Source organism: Prosthecobacter sp. GW821-HT29F12 (genome assembly GCF_058803405.1).
In genome coordinates this window covers 7,061,057-7,079,143 of record NZ_CM179517.1, presented here as the reverse complement: position 1 = coordinate 7,079,143, position 18,087 = coordinate 7,061,057, and the positions used below count along the sequence as shown (strand labels likewise).

Annotated in this window: 10 protein-coding genes; 8 read left to right on the top strand and 2 right to left on the bottom strand. The window is 62.3% G+C overall.

Translation table 11 applies throughout. The features are described 5' to 3' along the window. Position 1 precedes the first annotated feature (1 nt). Complete coding sequence (locus AC3RLQ_RS29125; protein WP_493032245.1) at positions 2-2,398, bottom strand: DUF1592 domain-containing protein; 2,397 nt, start codon at positions 2,396-2,398, stop codon at positions 2-4. Positions 2,399-2,519: 121 nt separating this feature from the next. On the opposite strand from AC3RLQ_RS29125, the gene AC3RLQ_RS29120 reads away from it, so the two are divergent. Genes AC3RLQ_RS29120 through AC3RLQ_RS29110 form a run of 3 tightly spaced genes read left to right on the top strand, consistent with a single transcriptional unit; the run spans position 2,520 to position 6,168 of the window. Further along, entirely contained in the window at positions 2,520-4,493 is a 1,974-nt protein-coding gene (locus tag AC3RLQ_RS29120; protein ID WP_493032243.1) for an ATP-binding protein, read from the top strand. Between the two features lie 27 nt (positions 4,494-4,520). Then, positions 4,521-5,534 (top strand): hypothetical protein, encoded by a 1,014-nt coding sequence (locus tag AC3RLQ_RS29115; protein WP_493032241.1) that lies wholly within the window; start codon positions 4,521-4,523, stop codon positions 5,532-5,534. Then, the gene (locus AC3RLQ_RS29110; protein ID WP_493032239.1) at positions 5,527-6,168 is read left to right on the top strand and encodes a response regulator; all 642 of its coding nucleotides are present in this window, start codon (positions 5,527-5,529) and stop codon (positions 6,166-6,168) included. The genes AC3RLQ_RS29115 and AC3RLQ_RS29110 overlap by 8 nt, the downstream gene beginning before the upstream one ends. Before the next feature lie 460 nt (positions 6,169-6,628). On the opposite strand, the gene AC3RLQ_RS29105 is transcribed toward AC3RLQ_RS29110, so the two are convergent. Continuing rightward, a complete protein-coding gene (locus AC3RLQ_RS29105; RefSeq protein ID WP_493032237.1) occupies positions 6,629-7,852 on the bottom strand; it encodes a GDSL-type esterase/lipase family protein in 1,224 nt (407 codons plus the stop codon). 34 nt (positions 7,853-7,886) lie between these two features. Here AC3RLQ_RS29105 and glgX point away from each other — a divergent pair, with 34 nt between their 5' ends. The 5 genes from glgX (at position 7,887) to asnB (ending at position 17,971) form a co-directional block, all read left to right on the top strand. Continuing rightward, positions 7,887-10,106, top strand: a complete 2,220-nt coding sequence (glgX, locus tag AC3RLQ_RS29100; RefSeq protein ID WP_493032235.1) for a glycogen debranching protein GlgX — start codon at positions 7,887-7,889, stop codon at positions 10,104-10,106. Between the two features lie 1,123 nt (positions 10,107-11,229). Further along, complete coding sequence (gene murJ, locus AC3RLQ_RS29095; RefSeq protein ID WP_493032233.1) at positions 11,230-12,609, top strand: murein biosynthesis integral membrane protein MurJ; 1,380 nt, start codon at positions 11,230-11,232, stop codon at positions 12,607-12,609. After that, positions 12,606-13,886 (top strand): O-antigen ligase family protein, encoded by a 1,281-nt coding sequence (locus AC3RLQ_RS29090; protein ID WP_493032231.1) that lies wholly within the window; start codon positions 12,606-12,608, stop codon positions 13,884-13,886. Before murJ ends, AC3RLQ_RS29090 begins: the two co-directional genes overlap by 4 nt. Next, positions 13,883-16,021 carry a glycosyltransferase gene (locus tag AC3RLQ_RS29085; RefSeq protein WP_493032229.1) on the top strand — a complete coding sequence of 713 codons (2,139 nt, stop codon included), beginning with the start codon at positions 13,883-13,885 and terminating at the stop codon, positions 16,019-16,021. Before AC3RLQ_RS29090 ends, AC3RLQ_RS29085 begins: the two co-directional genes overlap by 4 nt. Positions 16,022-16,024: 3 nt before the next feature. Then, positions 16,025-17,971 carry an asparagine synthase (glutamine-hydrolyzing) gene (asnB, locus tag AC3RLQ_RS29080; RefSeq protein WP_493032227.1) on the top strand — a complete coding sequence of 649 codons (1,947 nt, stop codon included), beginning with the start codon at positions 16,025-16,027 and terminating at the stop codon, positions 17,969-17,971. Positions 17,972-18,087: the final 116 nt, after the last annotated feature.

Below are 18,087 nucleotides of genomic sequence, written 5' to 3'. Positions count from 1 at the left end.
GTTAACGTTTCAAAAACAGCGGACTGGTGACGAGAGATTCAATGAGGGAGGCCAGCTTGTAGCCGTCGGCCTTGGATGCTTCAGCGATGCGCTTGAGCTCTTCGCGATCCGAAAACGTCATGCCCCGGCGCAGGGCATAGGTGGCGAGCTTGTCCGTGACGGCAGCGGCAAATTTATCGAGATCATCGATCAGGATCTTCTTCAATGCCACCGAGTCAGCAAAGGCACGCCCGTCCGGCAGCACGCCGCTGGGGTCCAGCGCCGGGTTGTCACCGGTGCCGTCCTTGATCGTCTCCACGGTGCGCCAGCGGCCGATGGCGTCGTAGTTGTCAAAGGCGATGCCGAGGGGATCGATCTTGTTGTGGCAGGCGGTGCAGTTGGGGTCGGAGCGGTGCAGCTCCAGCTTTTCGCGCACGGTCGTCTTTTTGGCCTTCGCATCCGGCGTGGTCAGCGCAGGCACGTTGGCAGGCGGCGGCGGTGGCGGCCTGCCGATGATGGACTCCAGCATCCACACACCGCGATGCACCGGGCGATGCCGCGTGCCATCGGAAGTAAGACTCAGCACGGAAGCCTGCGTGAGTAATCCACCACGATGATCCTCCGGCTTGAGCGCCACGCGCTGCAACTGATCACCGCGAACACCTTCAATGCCGTAGTGCATGGCCAGGCGCTCATTGATCATCGACCAGTCGGAGTCGAGAAACTCGCGCAGGCTGCCGTTGCGCTTCAGCACCTCGTTAAAGAAGCCCAGCGTCTCCGCCACCATGCTCTGCTCAAGGTTCTCGTCGTAGTCGGGATACAGCTCCTTGTCCGGCGGGAACATGCCCACCTTGCGCAGTTGCAGCCACTGGCGCGGGAAGCTGTCGGCAAACTCCTGCGCTTTCGGATCAGCGAGCATGCGCTGCACTTCAGCACGCAACGTCTTCGCATCGTGCAGCTTGCCTTGCTTGGCGAGCTCCAGCAGATGCTCATCCGGCATCGAGCTCCACAGGAAGTAAGACAGCCGCGAGGCGAGTTCGTAGTCGCTGAGCGTCGGCGCAGCCTTCGCGGCGTCGCCCTCTTCCAGGTAAAGAAAGCTCTTCGCGCACATCACGCCGATGAGCCCGTTCTTCACCGCCACCTCAAACGAATCGCCCAGTTCCAGCGACTTGTTCACGGGCTGCATCAGGCGCTCGATCTCCTTTGCCTGCACCGGTCTGCGCCACGCACGTGTGGCAAACTGCGTCAAAATTTCCCGCGCATCCTTGCTGCTGTAGATCTGCTGGTGCGCCTTGGTCGGCCACGAATCCACGATGGGCCCGTCCCACTCCACGGTGTCCACGATCAGCGTCGGCTGGATCGGATTGAAGTCATCGTCCGTGAGCTTGAGCTGCCACGGCACGCGGCTGCGCGTGTTGGTAAAGGCGTTCGGCGTGCCGCTGTGGCGTGAGCGCCGGCCTTCGGGGTTCGGCCCCGGCACGGAGTTGATGATGCGCACCGGATACTTCCCCGCCACCAGATGCACGCGTGCCTCGACAGTAATCGGCTTGTCTTCCGGCGCATCGATGTCCTGCTCGATCAACGTGGTGTTGATGCTAGACAGGTACACTTTCAAGCGCGGCGCACGACCACCGGCGGGGCGCAGGCCGCTGAGCTTCAGCCGCAGCAGGTAGTCGCCCGTAGTCTTGATCTCAATGTTCCAGGAATCCGTCGTATAGTTGCGCGGCACGATCTCGATCCGCACCTTGTCGGCAATGCCACGCGCCTGGTATTCCTCTTTGAAGCCCTTCCAGCGCATGTCGAAGGCCTCCCAGCGTATCACCTCGCGCTTCGGCTCTGGCCGCAAAGACAGCGCTTCATCCAGAATCGCATCCGCAGCGGACAAGTATTTTTCAATGTGCGCAGGCGAAAGCGTCAGCACGGAGCCGATGCGTTCAAAGCCTTTCCAATCCGGGTCCTCCGGCAGTCCGCTCGGTGCCTTGACGTCAAAGTTCACGCCCAGCAGATCGCGCACGGTGTTGCCATACTCATCACGCGTCAGCTTGCGAAAGGCCACACGTTCACCTGCGGAGGACTGGCGCACGGTTTCCGCCTCACGCAGTTGCAGCAGGATCCAGTCGGCCACCTTGGAAATCTCCTCCGGCTTCGGCCTCGCTTCATCCTCCGGCGGCATGTCGCCGGAGTTGATGCGGCTCATGATCTCCTCCCAGTGCCCCATGATCTTCGGCGATTGCAGGTCCACGATGAGATTGTCCACGCGCAGATCTCCCTTCTGCTTCTTGGTGCCGTGGCAGCTGTTGCAGTGCTGCTCAAAGAAGGGGCGCACGAGGCCTGTGAGATCACGCGATTCAGCCCCCATGGCAGCATGGGAGGCCAGGAGGGCGGTAGCGGTCAGCGCAGGAAGCAGAAAACGTGTCATCGGTCTTGAGTTCAAACGGTGCCACGCAGAGCTTTGTGCACCTCCCCCGAATGTTCGGGGGCCCCTGCGGCAGCAGAACCCGGTGGCAGGGCGGTGCCCTCCTCGCTAGGCTCCCTTCACGGTGCGTCACCTTCTCCATCCATGCTTTGGCGTTCTCCTCATGCTGTGGGGCGGGGAAGCCCATGGCGAGCTCACATCATGGATTCCTGAAATGCGCGCGCTGGCGGCAGAGCGCACGGCTTTGCAGGAAAAGCTCAGCGCCATGCCCGCAGCGCCGGAGGTGCAGCTCACCCAGCGTCTGGGCTGGCACAGCGAGTACTCATCCTCCCAAGACAAGGCCGAATGGGTGGAGCTGAATTTCGGACAGGCGCAGAAGATTGACTCCGTGGTGCTCATCGCCCCGCCACCGAACGGAGCCGCCGTGGGCAAAGGCTACGGCTTCCCCATCCGCTTTTACGTGGAGCTGCTGGATGAAGGCGAGGACAATGAGCGCACCATCATCGCCGACTACACCGACGCCGATTTCCCCAATCCGGGCCTGCTCCCCGTGGTGATCCCCGCAGGCGGACGCATGGCGCAAAAAGTGCGCATCACCGCGACGCGACTGTGCACCTCCGGCGAACGCAGCTTCTGCGCCTTGGGCGAGGTGATGCTGCTGCAGGGAAAGCAAAACCTCGGCGCACGGCTGGAGGCCATCGGCCCTGCCGCCGTGCGTGCCAGCAGCAGCCAGGGCACACGCCCCGACTGGGGCCGCATCAATCTCGTGGACGGCCACACCGTGCTCGGCCCGCCGCTCGGCACGCACCCCAGCCCCACGCTGGGCTTTCGCAGCGTGCCCACCAGCGAAGGCCGCCCCTACACCAACCCATGGGTGGAGATTGATCTCGGCACCGTCAGGCCCATCGATGAGATCCGCCTCTTTCCCTCTCATCCGCCGCAGTTCTCCCACAGCCACGGCTACGGCTTTCCCGTGCGCTACCAGATCGAGCTGCGCGAAGAGGACAACGAAGAGCCGCGCCTCCTGCCCACGCCCCAGTCCGGCAGTTACAATGCCCTGCCCGGAGACAATGTGGTCACGCTCGTCGGCGCGCATCGCGCACGGTATGTGCGTCTGCAGGTGCTCGATCCGCATGTGAGCAACGGCTCCGTCGTCCTCGCCATGGCAGAGATGCAGATCTGGTCCGCAGGCAAAAACATCGCCACCGGCTGCGATGTGAATTCCCCCAATTCCACGGAACAAAACGGCTGGTCACGCGCAGCCCTGGTGGACGGCTTTGCCAGCGGTGCGGACATCGTGGACTGGCCCGGCTGGCTGGCGGATCTCTCCCAGCGGCGTGAGGTGGAGCACCAGCTTGGACAGATCGAGAAGAAACGCGAAACCCTCACGCAGCACTGGCAAAAAAACGCCCTGGGGCTGCTCATCGGCATGGCCGTGGCAGGCGTCATTGTGCTGCTCCTGTGGCTGCAACGTCAGAGACGTGCCCGCCGCGCAGAGCTCGAACGCCTGCGCGAGCGCATCGCCCAGGATCTGCATGACGAGATCGGCAGCAGCCTCGGCAGCATCGCCCTCATCGCGCAGGACCTTCTCGCTGAGGGTGGCCAAAGCCCCCAGTCACGCGAAGACCTGACCGACATCAAAGACATTGCCGCTGAAACCGTGGACGCCATGCGCGACATCACACGCCTCATGCAGAGCGAGCGCTACGGCACCGACGACCTGCCCACCCTCCTGCGCGAAACCGCTGACCGCATGCTGCGCGGCATCCAGCACACGCTTGATCTCGATGACCACGCCCAGACCCGCCGCCTCTCCGTGGACCGCCAGCGCGACCTCATGCTGATGTTCAAAGAAGCCCTGCACAACATCACCCGCCACGCCGCCGCCACCGAAGTGCACATCACGCTCAAGCAAACGCACAACGACATCATGCTCACCCTCCGCGACAACGGCCACGGCTTCGCCCCCGCCGCCAAACACAGCGGCATGGGCCTCACTAATCTGCACCGCCGTGCCGCCAAGCATCAAGGCAGCACCGACATCACCTCATCGCCCCAAGGCACCGTTTTAACCCTCACCCTGCCGCTCCATGCCTGAGAGGGCACATTCCTGCGCATCATCCTCATGAGTTCCCCGTCCTCTGACATCGCTGCCATGATCCGTCAAAGACCCGGCATGTACATTGGCGATGCAGGACCACGCGGTATGGAGCACCTGATTCATGAACTGGTGGCAAACGGCCTGGACCAATACCTCGCGGGAAAGGCTGACCGCATAGGAGTCTCCTGGCATGATGGCCATTCCCTCTGCGTCTCTGACAATGGCGAAGGCCTGCCTTTCGACGTCCCAGGTGCAGGGAGCAAGACGCTGGCGGAAACCTATTTCACCGAACTCCATTCCACGCCAACAGCAGACGGGCACAGCCCTCACGTCCATTTGAATGCCGGAGGCGTCGGATTGGTCGTGGTGTCTGCCTTGTCGAGCGTCGTTGAGGTTGTCTCCCACCGTGCCGGATTTCGCTGGGAGCAACGCTTTGAGAAGGGGCATGCCGCCGCCCCTCTGAGAAAATCAAAGTCATCCGCACGCGGAACCAGCATCACCTTCGTGCCTGACGCGGAAGTAATGTCTGCACAAGCCCCTCGATGGTCCATGGTGAGACGCAGGCTCTTCGACACTGCTCATCTGTTTCCAGGTGTGATGTTAGGACTTCAAGAAGAGACGTTTCATGCACCGGGCGGACTGCTTGACCTCGCTGAGTTTGAGTCTTCAGAAAAGGATGAAGCCTTCACGAGCATGGCTCCGTCAGCGTTTAAGCTGAATGTGGAGCTGGAGGATGTTCACATCAATGTGGCAGCGTGCGGAACCGCCAAAACCTGCCGCTGGCGCTCCTGGTGCAACGGCATGCCCACGGCCCAGCATGGCACCCATGTCGCAGGATTCAAAGATGCGCTCAAATCTGCAGGCTGGACCCCGGCTGCGGCCATGATTCACGTCCTGCTCAAACGGCCGGAGTTCAGTGCTCCCACGAAGTCATCGCTCACAACCAAGCACGTGCGCTCAATCGTGCGCCGGGCCGTGCTGGATCAACTGCAGCGAAATGCCCCGGCCCACAATCAATCATCCACACCCCATGCCTGACACCATCCACCTCTGGATCATCGAAGATCACAAGACCTACGGCGAGCGCCTCGTACGGGCCTTGAACCGGCTCGAGGGCATCTCCTGCACGCAGCGCTTCACCGCCTGTGAGGACGCCTTTGCCGCGCTCACCACGGAGCCTGCGCCGCAGGTCCTCCTGCTGGATGTCGGCCTGCCGGGCATGAATGGCATCGAAGGCATCACACGCCTGCGCCAGCTTGCTCCCAATACCGCCATCGTGATCCTCACCGTGTTTGAAGAGGACGACAAAATCTTCCGCGCCATCTGTGCCGGTGCCGCCGGGTACCTCTTAAAAACATCCAACACCGAGGACATCGCCGCCGCGATCCGCAGCGCGGCCGCAGGCGGCTCGCCCATCAATCCCCACATCGCCCGCCGCGTGCTGGAGATGTTCTCCAAGGCCAACGTGCCGCAGAAGGACTACGGCCTCACCCCGCGTGAGCTGGACATCTTGAAGCTCCTCGTCAACGGCAGCACCATCAAAGACGCCGCCGCCCAGCTCGGCATCGGCTACTACACGGCGGACGAGTACATCCGCAGCGTGTACGTGAAGCTGCAAGTGCGCAGTCGTGGCAGCGCCATCGCGAAGGCGGTGAAGGAGGGGCTGGTGTGAGAGGTGCGCGGGTGAAGGATCGCAAATGAAATGACACACGGCATTGATCATCACACGGTCCTCCGCGTATACGGTCTGCTGGCTCCCGGAGGGAGCAGAGAACGTAGCCGGTGGTGAAGCGAGGCTTTGCGAGCGAGAACCACCGGAACACGCAAACCCACCCCACGAAATCAAGGTCGCATGCCGGAGGTATGCGAGAGCCGTTCGCAGACTCCTCGTCTACGCTGGGCAACAGAAGGCTTCTCGCATACCTCCGGCATGCGCCTCTGTTCGGTTCGATTATGCGGACTGAGTCCGGTGGTTCCCGCTGCACCGCTTCGCGGTTTCGCTTCACCACCGGCTCATCTCTCTGCTCCCTCCGGGAGCGCATGCCAGGAATCCCGGAGCATTTTGAAGTGCATCTCTCTCACATCAATGTCCTCTAACAAATCCAGCGCCTCACTGAAAAGAGAGCCCCGCCCTACTTCAAATACGGCCCCACCACTTCCTTCCAGATCACATACCCCTTCGGATTCATGTGCAGCTGGTCCTCCACAAAAATATCCGGCTTCGGCTTCCCATCAGCACCCAGCATGTGCGGATACACATTGATGAACTGCAGCCGCTTGTCGGTCTTCGTGTACTCCTCCACCAGACGGCTGGTCTCGATCATCTTGTCGATCATGCTCCAGCGCTTCGGATTCGGCGCGTTTGAGATATAGCAGATGCGGCACTCCGGCAGCGCCGCCCACACCTTCGCCACGAAGGCTTTGAAATCCGCAAACACCCGCTGCGGCGTTTTGCCGGCATTGATGTCGTTGCCACCGGCATACATCACCACCTGCCGGGGCTTGTACTTGATCACGGTCAGGTGCGCGTAGTTGAAGGAATCAAACACCTCGGAGCCGCCAAAACCGCGATTCATCACCGGCAGTCCCGGGAAATCCTCCGCCAGCGTCTTCCACTTCACGATGCTGGAGCTGCCGGTGAAAACGATGGGGTTCTCCGGCGGCGCCTTTTCCGCATCCTTCTTCGCAAAGGCCAGGATGTCCTTCTGCCAGCGGATGGCGGAGGTCACGACATCGTAACCCGCCTCGCTGAAGTGCAGCTTGTCCTCCACATACAGCTCAGGCCGTGGCTGGCCGTCCGCACCGAGGAGCAATGAGAACACATCAATGAAAACAACGCCCGTCTTCTCGCAGGACGCGGCAATGAGCGCATTCGCCTTTTTCACCTGCTCCACTTCATCCCAGCGCGAAGGCGAAGGTGGAATGGAAATGAAAGCGATGGCAGTCTTTGGCAGCGCTGTGCGCACCTTCGTCACAAACTCCTCAAACGCCACCAGCACCTCCTCCGGCGTCTTACCCGCATGCAGGTCATTGCCCCCGGCATTGAGGTAAACCTGCTTCGGCTTGTATTTGATGACACAGCGGTCCGCAAAGAACGCCACATCACTGAGCTGCGAGCCGCCAAAGCCGCGATTCAGCAGCGGCGTTTTCTTGAACCTCTCCGGCAGCGACTGCCAGCGGCGGATGTTCGAAGCACCGACAAACACCGTGACATCCTTCGGCGGTGCCTTGGCCGCATCCTCCGCTTCAAAAGCCTGCATGGCCTTTTCAAAACGCGCCGGGTCCGCCGGCTTGAGGGCGTGAGCCCATGAGGAGCAAATGACAAGAAAAAGGACAAGAAAATGGCGATAAATCATGGCGGCATGGCAAACGTTGTGCGTTGTGGATCTCATGCAACCTTTGCTCACCAGCTTAAAACGCAAATTTGCCCGGATGGCCACGCCCACGCCCCCTGCTCGTGCGGCCACGCCAGTCTCCCCCTTCCCTGTTTCATTCGAGATCAATGGTGAACCGCTGACTCCCGGCGTCACGCTGCTGCGTGAAAGCACCCGCTTCGTGGTGCACTCCCGCCACGCCGTGGCCCTGGACCTCTGCCTCTACGATCCCAAGGACCCCGCCCGCGAGGCCGCCCGCGTGCGCATGCAGCGCACCGAGTGCGATCTGTGGCATGCGACCGTACACGGCGTCAAAGCGGGCACGCTCTACGGCTACCGCGCCCACGGCCCCTGGCTGCCCCAAAACGCCATGCGCTTCAATGCCAAGAAGCTCATGCTCGACCCCTACGCCCGCGCCATCCACGGCACTCCGGACGAAGCCGAGCACATGCGCACTCTGACAGATCCACGGCACTCCCATGGCTGCATCGACAACGGGGCGCACGCCCTGAAAAGCGTGGTGGTCGATGAGTCCTTCGACTGGACCGGCGATGCCATCCCTCGCGTGCCCTGGCAGGACACCGTGATCTGTGAGCTGCATGTGAAGGGCTTCACCCAAACGCACCCGGACGTACCTGCCAGGCTGCGTGGCACCTACGCCGGCCTCGCGCACCCTGCCGTCACTTCCTACCTGCGGGATCTCGGCATCACCAGCGTGCAACTGCTGCCTGTGCATCAGCATCTGGACGACGGCTTTCTGCTGGGCCGGAATCTCACCAACTACTGGGGCTACAACACCATCGGCTTCTTTGCCCCGCACAACACCTATGCCTCCTCCGCGGACCCGCAGGAGCAGGTGCGCGAGTTCAAGGCCATGGTGAAGGCCCTGCATGCCGCCGGCATCGAGGTCATCCTGGATGTCGTCTACAATCACACCGCCGAAGGCAATGAGCACGGCCCTTCGCTGATGTTTCGCGGGCTGGACGATCACAGCTACTACCGGCATCATTTCGGCGAAAACGGCGCGGACTACATCAACGTCACCGGCTGCGGCAATTCGGTCGACTCCGCCAGCCTGCCCGCCCTGCGCCTCATTCTGGACAGCCTGCGCTACTGGGTCACGGAAATGCACGTCGACGGCTTCCGTTTCGATCTGGCCGTGACGGTGGCGCGCGATGAAAAGGACGGGTTCAACCGCCAGTCCCCCTTCCTCAGCGCCGTGGCGCAGGACCCCGTGCTCTCGCGCGTCAAGCTCATCGCCGAAGCCTGGGACATCTCGCGCATGGACAGCTATCAGGTGGGCAATTTCCCCGAACCCTGGCGCGAGCTGAACGGCAAGTATCGCGACACCGTGCGCAGCTGGTGGCGCGGAGACTCCGGCTGCACCGCCGAATTTGCCAAGCGTTTCTGCGGCAGCCAGGACGTCTTCGGCTGGAACCAGCGCCCGCCCCTGGCCAGCATCAATTTCCTCACCTCGCACGACGGCTTCACGCTGCTGGACCTCGTCAGCTACGCGGAAAAGCACAACGAAGCCAACAACGAGGACAATCGCGACGGCGACAGCAACAACCACAGCACCAACTGCGGCGTGGAAGGCCCCACCACCGATCCCAAGGTGCTGCAAACACGCGGCCAGCTCCGCCGCGGCCTGATCGCCACCATGATGTGTTCCCTGGGTGTCCCCTTTATTACCGCTGGCGACGAACGCGGCCGCACCCAGCGCGGCAACAACAACGCCTACTGCCAGGACAGCGACATCAGCTGGATCGACTGGCACGACTGCGACGAAGAAATGCTCACCTTCACCCGGCAGATCACCGCCTTCCGCCGCAGCCACGAGGTGTTTCGCCGCCGCAGCTATTTTGATGGCAAGCTCAATCCCTGCACCGGCCTGCGCGATGTGATCTGGCTGGAAAGCGACGGCACCCTGCTGCACCACGAAGAATGGCATCAGGAAACACGCCGCTGCTTTGGCGCACTGATGGGCGCCGTGAGTGATTCCTCCGCCCCCCTGCTGCTCCTGTTCAACAACAGCGCCGAGCCGCAGCCCTTCACACTCCCCGGTGGCCCGGACATCCTCTGGTCCCTCGTGTTCGACACCGCCTTGAGCCCCTCCTTCCCAGTCAAACCGCCCCCCGGCCTGGCTGGCTCCCAAACCTACCCGCTGCTCGGCCAGGGCATCGTCTGCCTGACCCTCGCCGCCGGAGACCGCGCAACGCTGGAGCCGAAGCTCTGAGACGGGTCTCGAAGACTACTCGAACAACGCAAAGCACGGAGGGGGATCGTCCCGATCCATCTCCTCACAGAGCTTCCTGCCACGAAGTGGTATCAAGTATCACTCGGTATCAAACCGGTATCATTGATACCATCGGTATCTTGGTATCAAGGTATCACTCCCTGTATATAGGGAGTGATACCTTGATACCAATTCCAACCCCCAACGGGAGAAAGCCAGCGGGGTTTGCCATGCAGCACTTCCCGCTCCCGAGGGAAGCAGGAAGACGCGCAGGGTGGCAAACCACCCTCCATGGCGCGGAGCCAAGCTCCCCCCCCGTAGGTCGGTCGTGTTTGGCGCCCTGCACCTTCCCACGCCGCACCGCTCCCACCGCCAAACCGCCCGACTGCGAGGACGTCCGCACGCCAGGGTGCTTGCCGCACGCTCATGGACGGACGGGCTGCCGCCACATCCATCCTGCGGCCCCGAGCTTCCCGCGATGAGCCAGGCTCAAACGAGGATCATGAGCCTGATAGGCTCATGATCCTATCAGGCTCACAGGCTCACTACCTATATATAGGTAGTGAGCCTGTGAGCCTGAACCCAATGGAGAGCCGAACCCCAACGGGGACAGAAAAACCTCCCCACTGATGTCCAACCCCGTTGGCATCAGGTTCAGGGGCTCAGGGTTCAAAACACCTTTTTGAACCCATGAACCCAACTCTGAAACGAGACCCGGCGGGACATGCCAACGAGTCTGCTCGCCCGTTGGATGGGTGTGGCGACAGCCCGCCCGTCCCTCAGCGTACTGCAAACACCTCAGCCTGCGAGCACCCTCGAAGTCGGGCGGTTTGGCGAAGGCCGCATAGGTGATTGGACAGCCCAACGCGCCAAACACGCCCAACCTACAGCCCAGACCCACCGCCCCCATCCCAGCCCCTCCAGCCCGCCTTCCACGCGCCTTTCCCCACCCGCCAATACAACCGCACCGCAGCCCATTCCGACGCGCCCAAGCCCCTTAAAACACGCTTTAACCCCCTGTCAGAGACCGGGAAAAAACCACCCGTCCTCCCCCTGAATCCCCCCCTAAATATCCCGACCTCAAGTTTGCCGAATCGTTTTATGGTGTTTATAGTTTACTAGAATGCCTGCAATCCGCCTCGCTCTGCCAGCCCCCCTTCGTGCCTTGCTCGCACGCGGGGCCGGGTCGGCCATGGTCTCAGGCTTTCTGCTGGTGGCCCTGCTCACGATGGTGGGCAAGATCGTGGCCTTCGCCAAGGACGCCCTCGTGGCCAACAAGCTCGGCACCGCCAGTGAACTGGACGCCTTCATGCTCGTCTTCGGCTTTTACACCTTCATCGGATCGGTGCTCGGTGGCGGCATTCCCGAATCATTCGTGCCAGCCTACGCCGAACTGCGCGAGCGCCGGGGCCTGCGCCGCGCCTACCGCCTTGGGATTCAGAGTGTCGCATCGCATTTCATAGCCTTGCTCGTCTGCGGTGGCCTGCTGACACTCGCGGCCCCATCCGTGGTCGCATGGACGACGAAAGGCTTTGATCCTACCAAGCAGGCGCTCGCCGTGAGCCTGCTGCGCGGCCTGCTCCCCTTCCTGCTCTGCTTTGGCGTGGCCCAGCACCTGGGCGCGTGGCTGCGTGCCGGGAAGACCTTTCTGCTGGCCGCCTCCGCACCGATGCTCGTGCCCCTCGGCATCGTCATCGCACTGCTGCTCGCTGGCAATCAGGTCAATGCCTGGACGCTGGTGCATGGCACGGTGTGGGGAGCGGTGGCGCATCTTGCGGTGCTGCTGGTAGCCATTCTCCGCCGCCTGCCGCGCCGCCTGAGCTGGTGGCGCTGCTCCCTGCGCCACAGGGAGCCGGGGCTGCGCGTGGTGCTGCGCAATGCGGTGCCCTTCCTCATCGGCGGTGTCGCCTTTGGCAGCGCGGTGGTGGTGGATCAAACCATGGCGGCATGGCTCACCGCAGGCTCCGTGGCCGTGCTGGGCTATTCGGATAAAGTCTGCGCCATCGTCCTCGCCGTCACCGCCGGTCCCGCCTCAGACGTGCTCTTCCCCCACTTCGCTGAACTCGTCGCACGCCGTGATTGGAACGGCCTCCGCAAGCGGCTCTTCGCCAGCGCCGGGATCATCGTCAGCGCCTCGCTGCCCATGACGCTGGTGCTGTGCTTTCTGGCCCCATGGGTCGTCCGCATCCTCTTTGAGCGTGGTGCCTTCGGCCCGCAGGACACCCAGCGTGTGGCCGAGGTGCTGCGCTACGCGGCCTTCCAGATTCCCTTCTACATTCTCGGCACCGTGGCCGCACGCATCGTCATCTCCTTGCAGGCCTCGCGCCACATGCTCACCATCGCGTTCAGCGCCCTCTTTCTCAATGCTTCGCTCAACTGGCTCTTCATGCGCCATCTGGGCGCGGCAGGCATCGCCCTTTCCACCACCATCGTGCATTGCATCTGCGCCTTCGCCACCTGCGCCACCTGCCTGCTGGTGATCCGCCGAAAGGAGACCGCATGAACGCCGCGCCCGCCGCCCCAAGGATGCCCGCCTACATGCAGATCGCCGCGAAACGCCGCGAGCGCCTGGTGAAGTTCCTCCTCCTGGCTGCGCTCGCGCTGCTGGTGCCTGCCATGACCAAGGCCTTGTACTGGGCCGATGGCGCAGGCGTCATTCCCTTCAAGCCACGCGACTACACCCTGCTCACGCTCGCGGGTGCCGGAGTGATGTCTCTGCTGAACAAGCCCAGCATCTGCCCCCCCGCTTTTCTGATGCTCATCGTGCCGCTGCTGCGCGTGCTGGATGCCGCGTTTCTGCAGCGCTTCACCATCACCGCCCTGGGAGATCACAGCATTGTGGTGATGTCCCTGCTCTCGAACTTCCTCGTCACTTTCACCACCGTGCTGCTGCTTTCCACGGAGCCATGGCGGCGCGTGGCCATGTGGGCCGCCGTTTGCACCGCCGTGCTCTCCGCCGGCTGCGTGTATTACGAATGGCTGGGCTTCCGCTCCTTCACGCGCATTCCAGGCCGCATGGCTGGCTTCCCTGACGATCCCAATGACCCGCCGATCATCATCACGCTGATGCTCTCGGTCATCTTCACGCTGAATCCCCGCTTCTGGTGGAATGTGGTGCTCATCGGCTTCGTCGCGCCCGCCATCGCGCTCACCCTCAGCCGCAGCGGCATGGCCGTGTTTTCCTGCCTGATTCTCTGCTACATCATTGGAAATCTGCGCAAACACTTCATGGGCATGCTGCTCCTGGTCGCCATCAGCGTCCCCCTCGCCATCGGTGGCGTGGCGATCCTGGCCCAGACCTCCACCAAGGTCGGGATCATGACCAACAAGGACACGACGGACCGCCTCAAGGCCATCTACGAACTCGACTTCGAGCGCATCAAATCTCCCGAACGCGGCAAGGACCTGCAGGACGGCTGGGAGGCCGCCGGCAAAAAACCACTGTGGGGTCATGGCACCGGAGCAGGCACCAGCATCTGGAAGCCGCACAATCAAATCGTCTCCCTCTGGATCGATATCGGCATCCCCGGCGTGCTGCTCTACATCGGCGGCCTGCTGGTGCTGACCATCCGCTGTTTCCTGGTCAAGATGCGCGGCATTTACTGCCTGGTCCCGCTATGGCTCTTCATACCCTGCAGCCAGATTCTGGTCGAATCCCCCCACTACTGGTTCGCCGCCGCCGTGTGCTGCAATCTGGTATACACCGGGCGCTTCCGCCTCGTGCTCTCCGCTCCTCCGAAGGCGCAGGCCACGCCTCACTCCCCGCTGCCGCAAGCATGAAGATCGCCTTCATCATTCGTGATCTCGGCCACGGCGGCGCCCAGCGCCAGCTCGTGCTGCTCGCGGGTGGTCTGGTCAAAGAGGGCCACGAAGTCAGCGTGCTGCATTTCTACGATGGTGCCTTTCGTGCGGAGCTCGAGGCCGGCGGAGTGCAGACGATCTGCGTTGGCAAAAAGAGCCGCTGGGATCTCGCTGGTTTTTTCATCCGCCTCATCAAAGCCTCACGCAGCGTCCGCCCCGAAGTCCTCCACGGTTACCTCGCGGAGTCCAATCTCATGGCGCTGTTTCTGAAGCCCTTCTGCGGCTTCCCACGCATCGTCTGGGGTGTGCGTGATTCGCAATCCGACGCGCACCTCTGGGGCATGCTCAGCAAGGCAAGCTTCCGCCTCAACTGCCTGCTCGCCCGCTTCGCCGATCTCATCCTCTGCAACTCGCAGGCCGGGCGCGACTACTACGCCGCCCGTGGTTATCCGCTCAAGAGGATGCACGTCATCCCCAACGGCATCGACACCGAGCGCTTCAAGCCGCAGCCACGCACTCCGAACAAGGAGCTCACCTTCGGCCTCGTGGGTCGCATGAACCCGATGAAGGACCATGCCACCTTCCTCGCCGCCGCAGCCCTCGATCCGCATGCCAGGTTCATCATCGTCGGCTCGGGCGATGCTGCCTACGAGCAGCAGATGCGCGACCTCGCCGCCAGACTCGGCATCGCCGACCGCATCACCTGGCTGCCCGCGCAGCACGACATGCCTGCCGTTTACGCGAAGTTCGACTGCCTCGTGAACTCCAGCGCCTTTGGCGAAGGCTTCTCCAACGTCATCGGTGAAGCCATGGCCTGCGGCGTGCCCTGCATCGCCAGCAACGTGGGCGACAGCGCCTGGATCATCGGCGACAAAACGCAGGTCTTCCCCGTGGGAGATCACACCGCGCTCGCCCATTGCATGCTCGCCTTCCACCCGCACAACCCACGTCAGCGCATCGTGGATGAATTCAGCGTGGCAAAGCTGGTGGAGCGCACCAGCCGCCTGCTTTCCAAAAAGGTGCTCTGGCTCACCACCGGCCTCGGCAGCGGCGGCGCAGAGATGATGCTGGTGCAGCTCATTCGCGGCCTGCCGCAGTTTCAGCACGTCGTCATCTCCCTCACCGCAGGCGGCAAACACGCCACCGCTTTGCGCGAGGCAGGCATCGAAGTCCACAGCCTCGACATGCCCGCCGGCAAACCCACGCTGAGCTCCCTCTGGCGCTTGTTCAAAGTGGTCCGGCAGACCCGTGCGGATGTGATGATGGGCTGGATGTACCATGGCTGCTTCGCCGCCGTACTCGCACGCTTCATGCGTTTCAAACGCGTTCCCATCATCTGGAACGTCCGCCAGAGTCTCTACGATCTGAAGCACGAAAAGCGCGGCTCCGCGCTTGTCATCCGTGCTCTCGCCAAACTGTCCTGGCTGCCGCAGCGCATCACCTACAACACGCAGACCGGTGCGAAGCAACACGAAGCCATCGGCTTCCGCGCCAGCAAAACGCAGCTCATTCCAAACGGCTTTGATCTCGCCAAATGGCAGCCCGGCAAGCCCGTGCCCGGACGCATCGGCCGCTTTGGCCGCAATGCCCCCATGAAGGATTACGCCACCTTCATCGCCGCTGCCAAGCTCATCGCGGAGAAGAAGCCGGGCACCGAATTCATCATCGTCGGTGCAGACACCGAAACACTCGAAGTTCCTCCCAACATCCAGCTTCTTGGCGAGCGCCACGATCTGCCCGAGCTCACCGCCTCGCTCAACATCGCCGTGTCCTCCTCCGCCTTTGGCGAAGGCTTCCCCAACGTCGTCGGCGAAGCCATGGCCTGCGCCGTTCCCGTCGTCGCCACCGACATCGGCGACACCCGCTGGGTCACCGGCGAGGCCGGCCACCTCGTGCCGCCGGGAGATCCCGCCGCACTTGCCAAAGCCTGCATCGAAATGCTCGAATCTGGTATCACTCAAGACCCCGCCGCACGCACACGCATTGAGCAGCAGTTCTCCATCGAGAGCGTCCTGCAAACATTCGCCGCTCTGTTGAACTCATCTCACGCATCCGCCGCAGCTCCCGTAGCTCCGGTGCCGCATCCACTCGCATCCCCCCTTCCCCATCCCTGATCCATGTGCGGCATCGCTGGCTTCTTCAATCCTCCCTCAGCGTGCCCGTCGCACGAGATGAACGCCATCGTCACCGCGATGACCGACGCCATCATCCTGCGCGGCCCCGATGACGCCGGCGCGTGGGTCGACTCATCAAGCGGCATCGCCTTGGGCCATCGCCGCCTTTCCATTCTCGATCTCTCACCGCTCGGCCACCAGCCGATGAACAGCGCCGATGGCCGTTTCGTCATCGTGTTCAATGGAGAGATCTACAACTTCCAGGAACTGCGCGCCGAACTCGAACCCCTAGGCCACACCTGGCGCGGCCACTCCGACACCGAGGTCATGCTCGCGGCCTTTTGCCATTGGGGCGTTGTCGAAGCCACCCGCCGCTTCAACGGCATGTTTGCCTTCGCCGTGTGGGACAAGCAGCAGCGCACGCTGCATCTCGCCCGTGACCGCATGGGTGAAAAACCCCTCTACTACGGTTGGATCGGTGAAACGTTTGTCTTCGCCTCCGAACTGAAAGCCATTCAGCGCTTCCCCGGCTTCAACGCCGCCGTAGATCGTGAAGCCCTTACCGCACTGCTGCGCTTCAATTACATCCCCGATCCGCTCTGCATCTATCAAGGTTTCAAAAAGCTGCCACCCGCTGCACTGCTGAGCTTCAAAGCTCCCTCCGAGCGCCCGCAACCCGGATACTACTGGAGCCTGCCGCACGTCGTCGAAAGCGGCCTCGACAACCCCTTCACCGGCACCGAAGACGAAGCCATCGACACCTTTGAGTCCATGCTCAAAAAAGCCGTGGGCATGCGCATGATCTCCGACGTGCCGCTCGGCGCCTTCCTCAGCGGCGGCATCGATTCCTCCCTCATCGTGGCGATGATGCAGAAGCAAAGCGCCCTTCCCGTGCGCACTTTCACCATAGGCTTTCACGAAAAGCAATACAACGAAGCCGAGATCGCCAAGAGCGTGGCGAAACACCTCGGCACCGAGCACACCGAAATGTACGTCACCGGTGAGGATGCGCTCAATGTCATCCCGCAGCTTCCCGCGCTCTACGATGAGCCCTTTGCCGACTACTCTCAGATCCCCACGCATCTCGTCTGCAAGATGGCCAAGCAGCATGTGACCGTGGCCCTCAGCGGAGACGCGGGCGATGAACTCTTCGGCGGCTACGAACGCTACGCCATGGGCCGCAGCCTCCACAGCAAATTTGCCTGGATGCCTCCGCCACTGAAGAAGCTGACCGCCGCTGCGCTCACCGCAGTACCTCCCGGCCCGCTCAACGCCCTCGGCTCCAAAGTCCTGCCCAAGAGCAAGCGCCACATTCCTGTCGGCGATAAGTTGCACAAACTTGCCGAAGTCGTCGCCGCTCCCGGCATCGAGACGCTCTATCTCAATCTCATGTCCTACTGGAAAAAGCCCACGGACATCGTCATCGACGGCAAAGACCCCGTCACCGCGATCACCAACACCAAGGCATGGCCGCGCGTGAGTGACTTCACCCACCGCATGATGTATCTTGACATGGAGACCTACCTGCCCGGCGACATCCTCACCAAAGTGGACCGCGCTGCCATGGGCGTCAGCCTCGAAGGCCGCATCCCGCTGCTCGACACCAACCTCATCGAGTTCGCCTGGACCATCCCGTATTTCATGAAAGTACGCGATGGCAAAGGCAAATGGCTCATGCGCGAAACGCTCTACCGCCACGTGCCCAAGGCCATGATCGACCGCCCCAAGCAAGGCTTCGGCATCCCATTGGAAATCTGGCTGCGCGGCCCCCTGCGCGAATGGGCCGAGGATCTGCTCAGCGAATCACGCCTCAAACGCGAAGGCTTCTTCCACCCTGCCCCCATCCGCCAGAAGTGGCAGGAACACCTCAGCGGCACCCGCAACTGGCACTTCTACCTCTGGGACATCCTCATGTTCCAGGCCTGGCTCCAGACGCAGAAGGCTCTGTAAAGTGGTCCGCACAGTCCCCTGTGCGGCGCTCCGCTACCGCAAGTCGCCCCTTGTCAGACAGAAGCATTTTTTATGTGCCGTCTTTTTCTGGGAAGTGAATTAGGAGACTCTGTCGA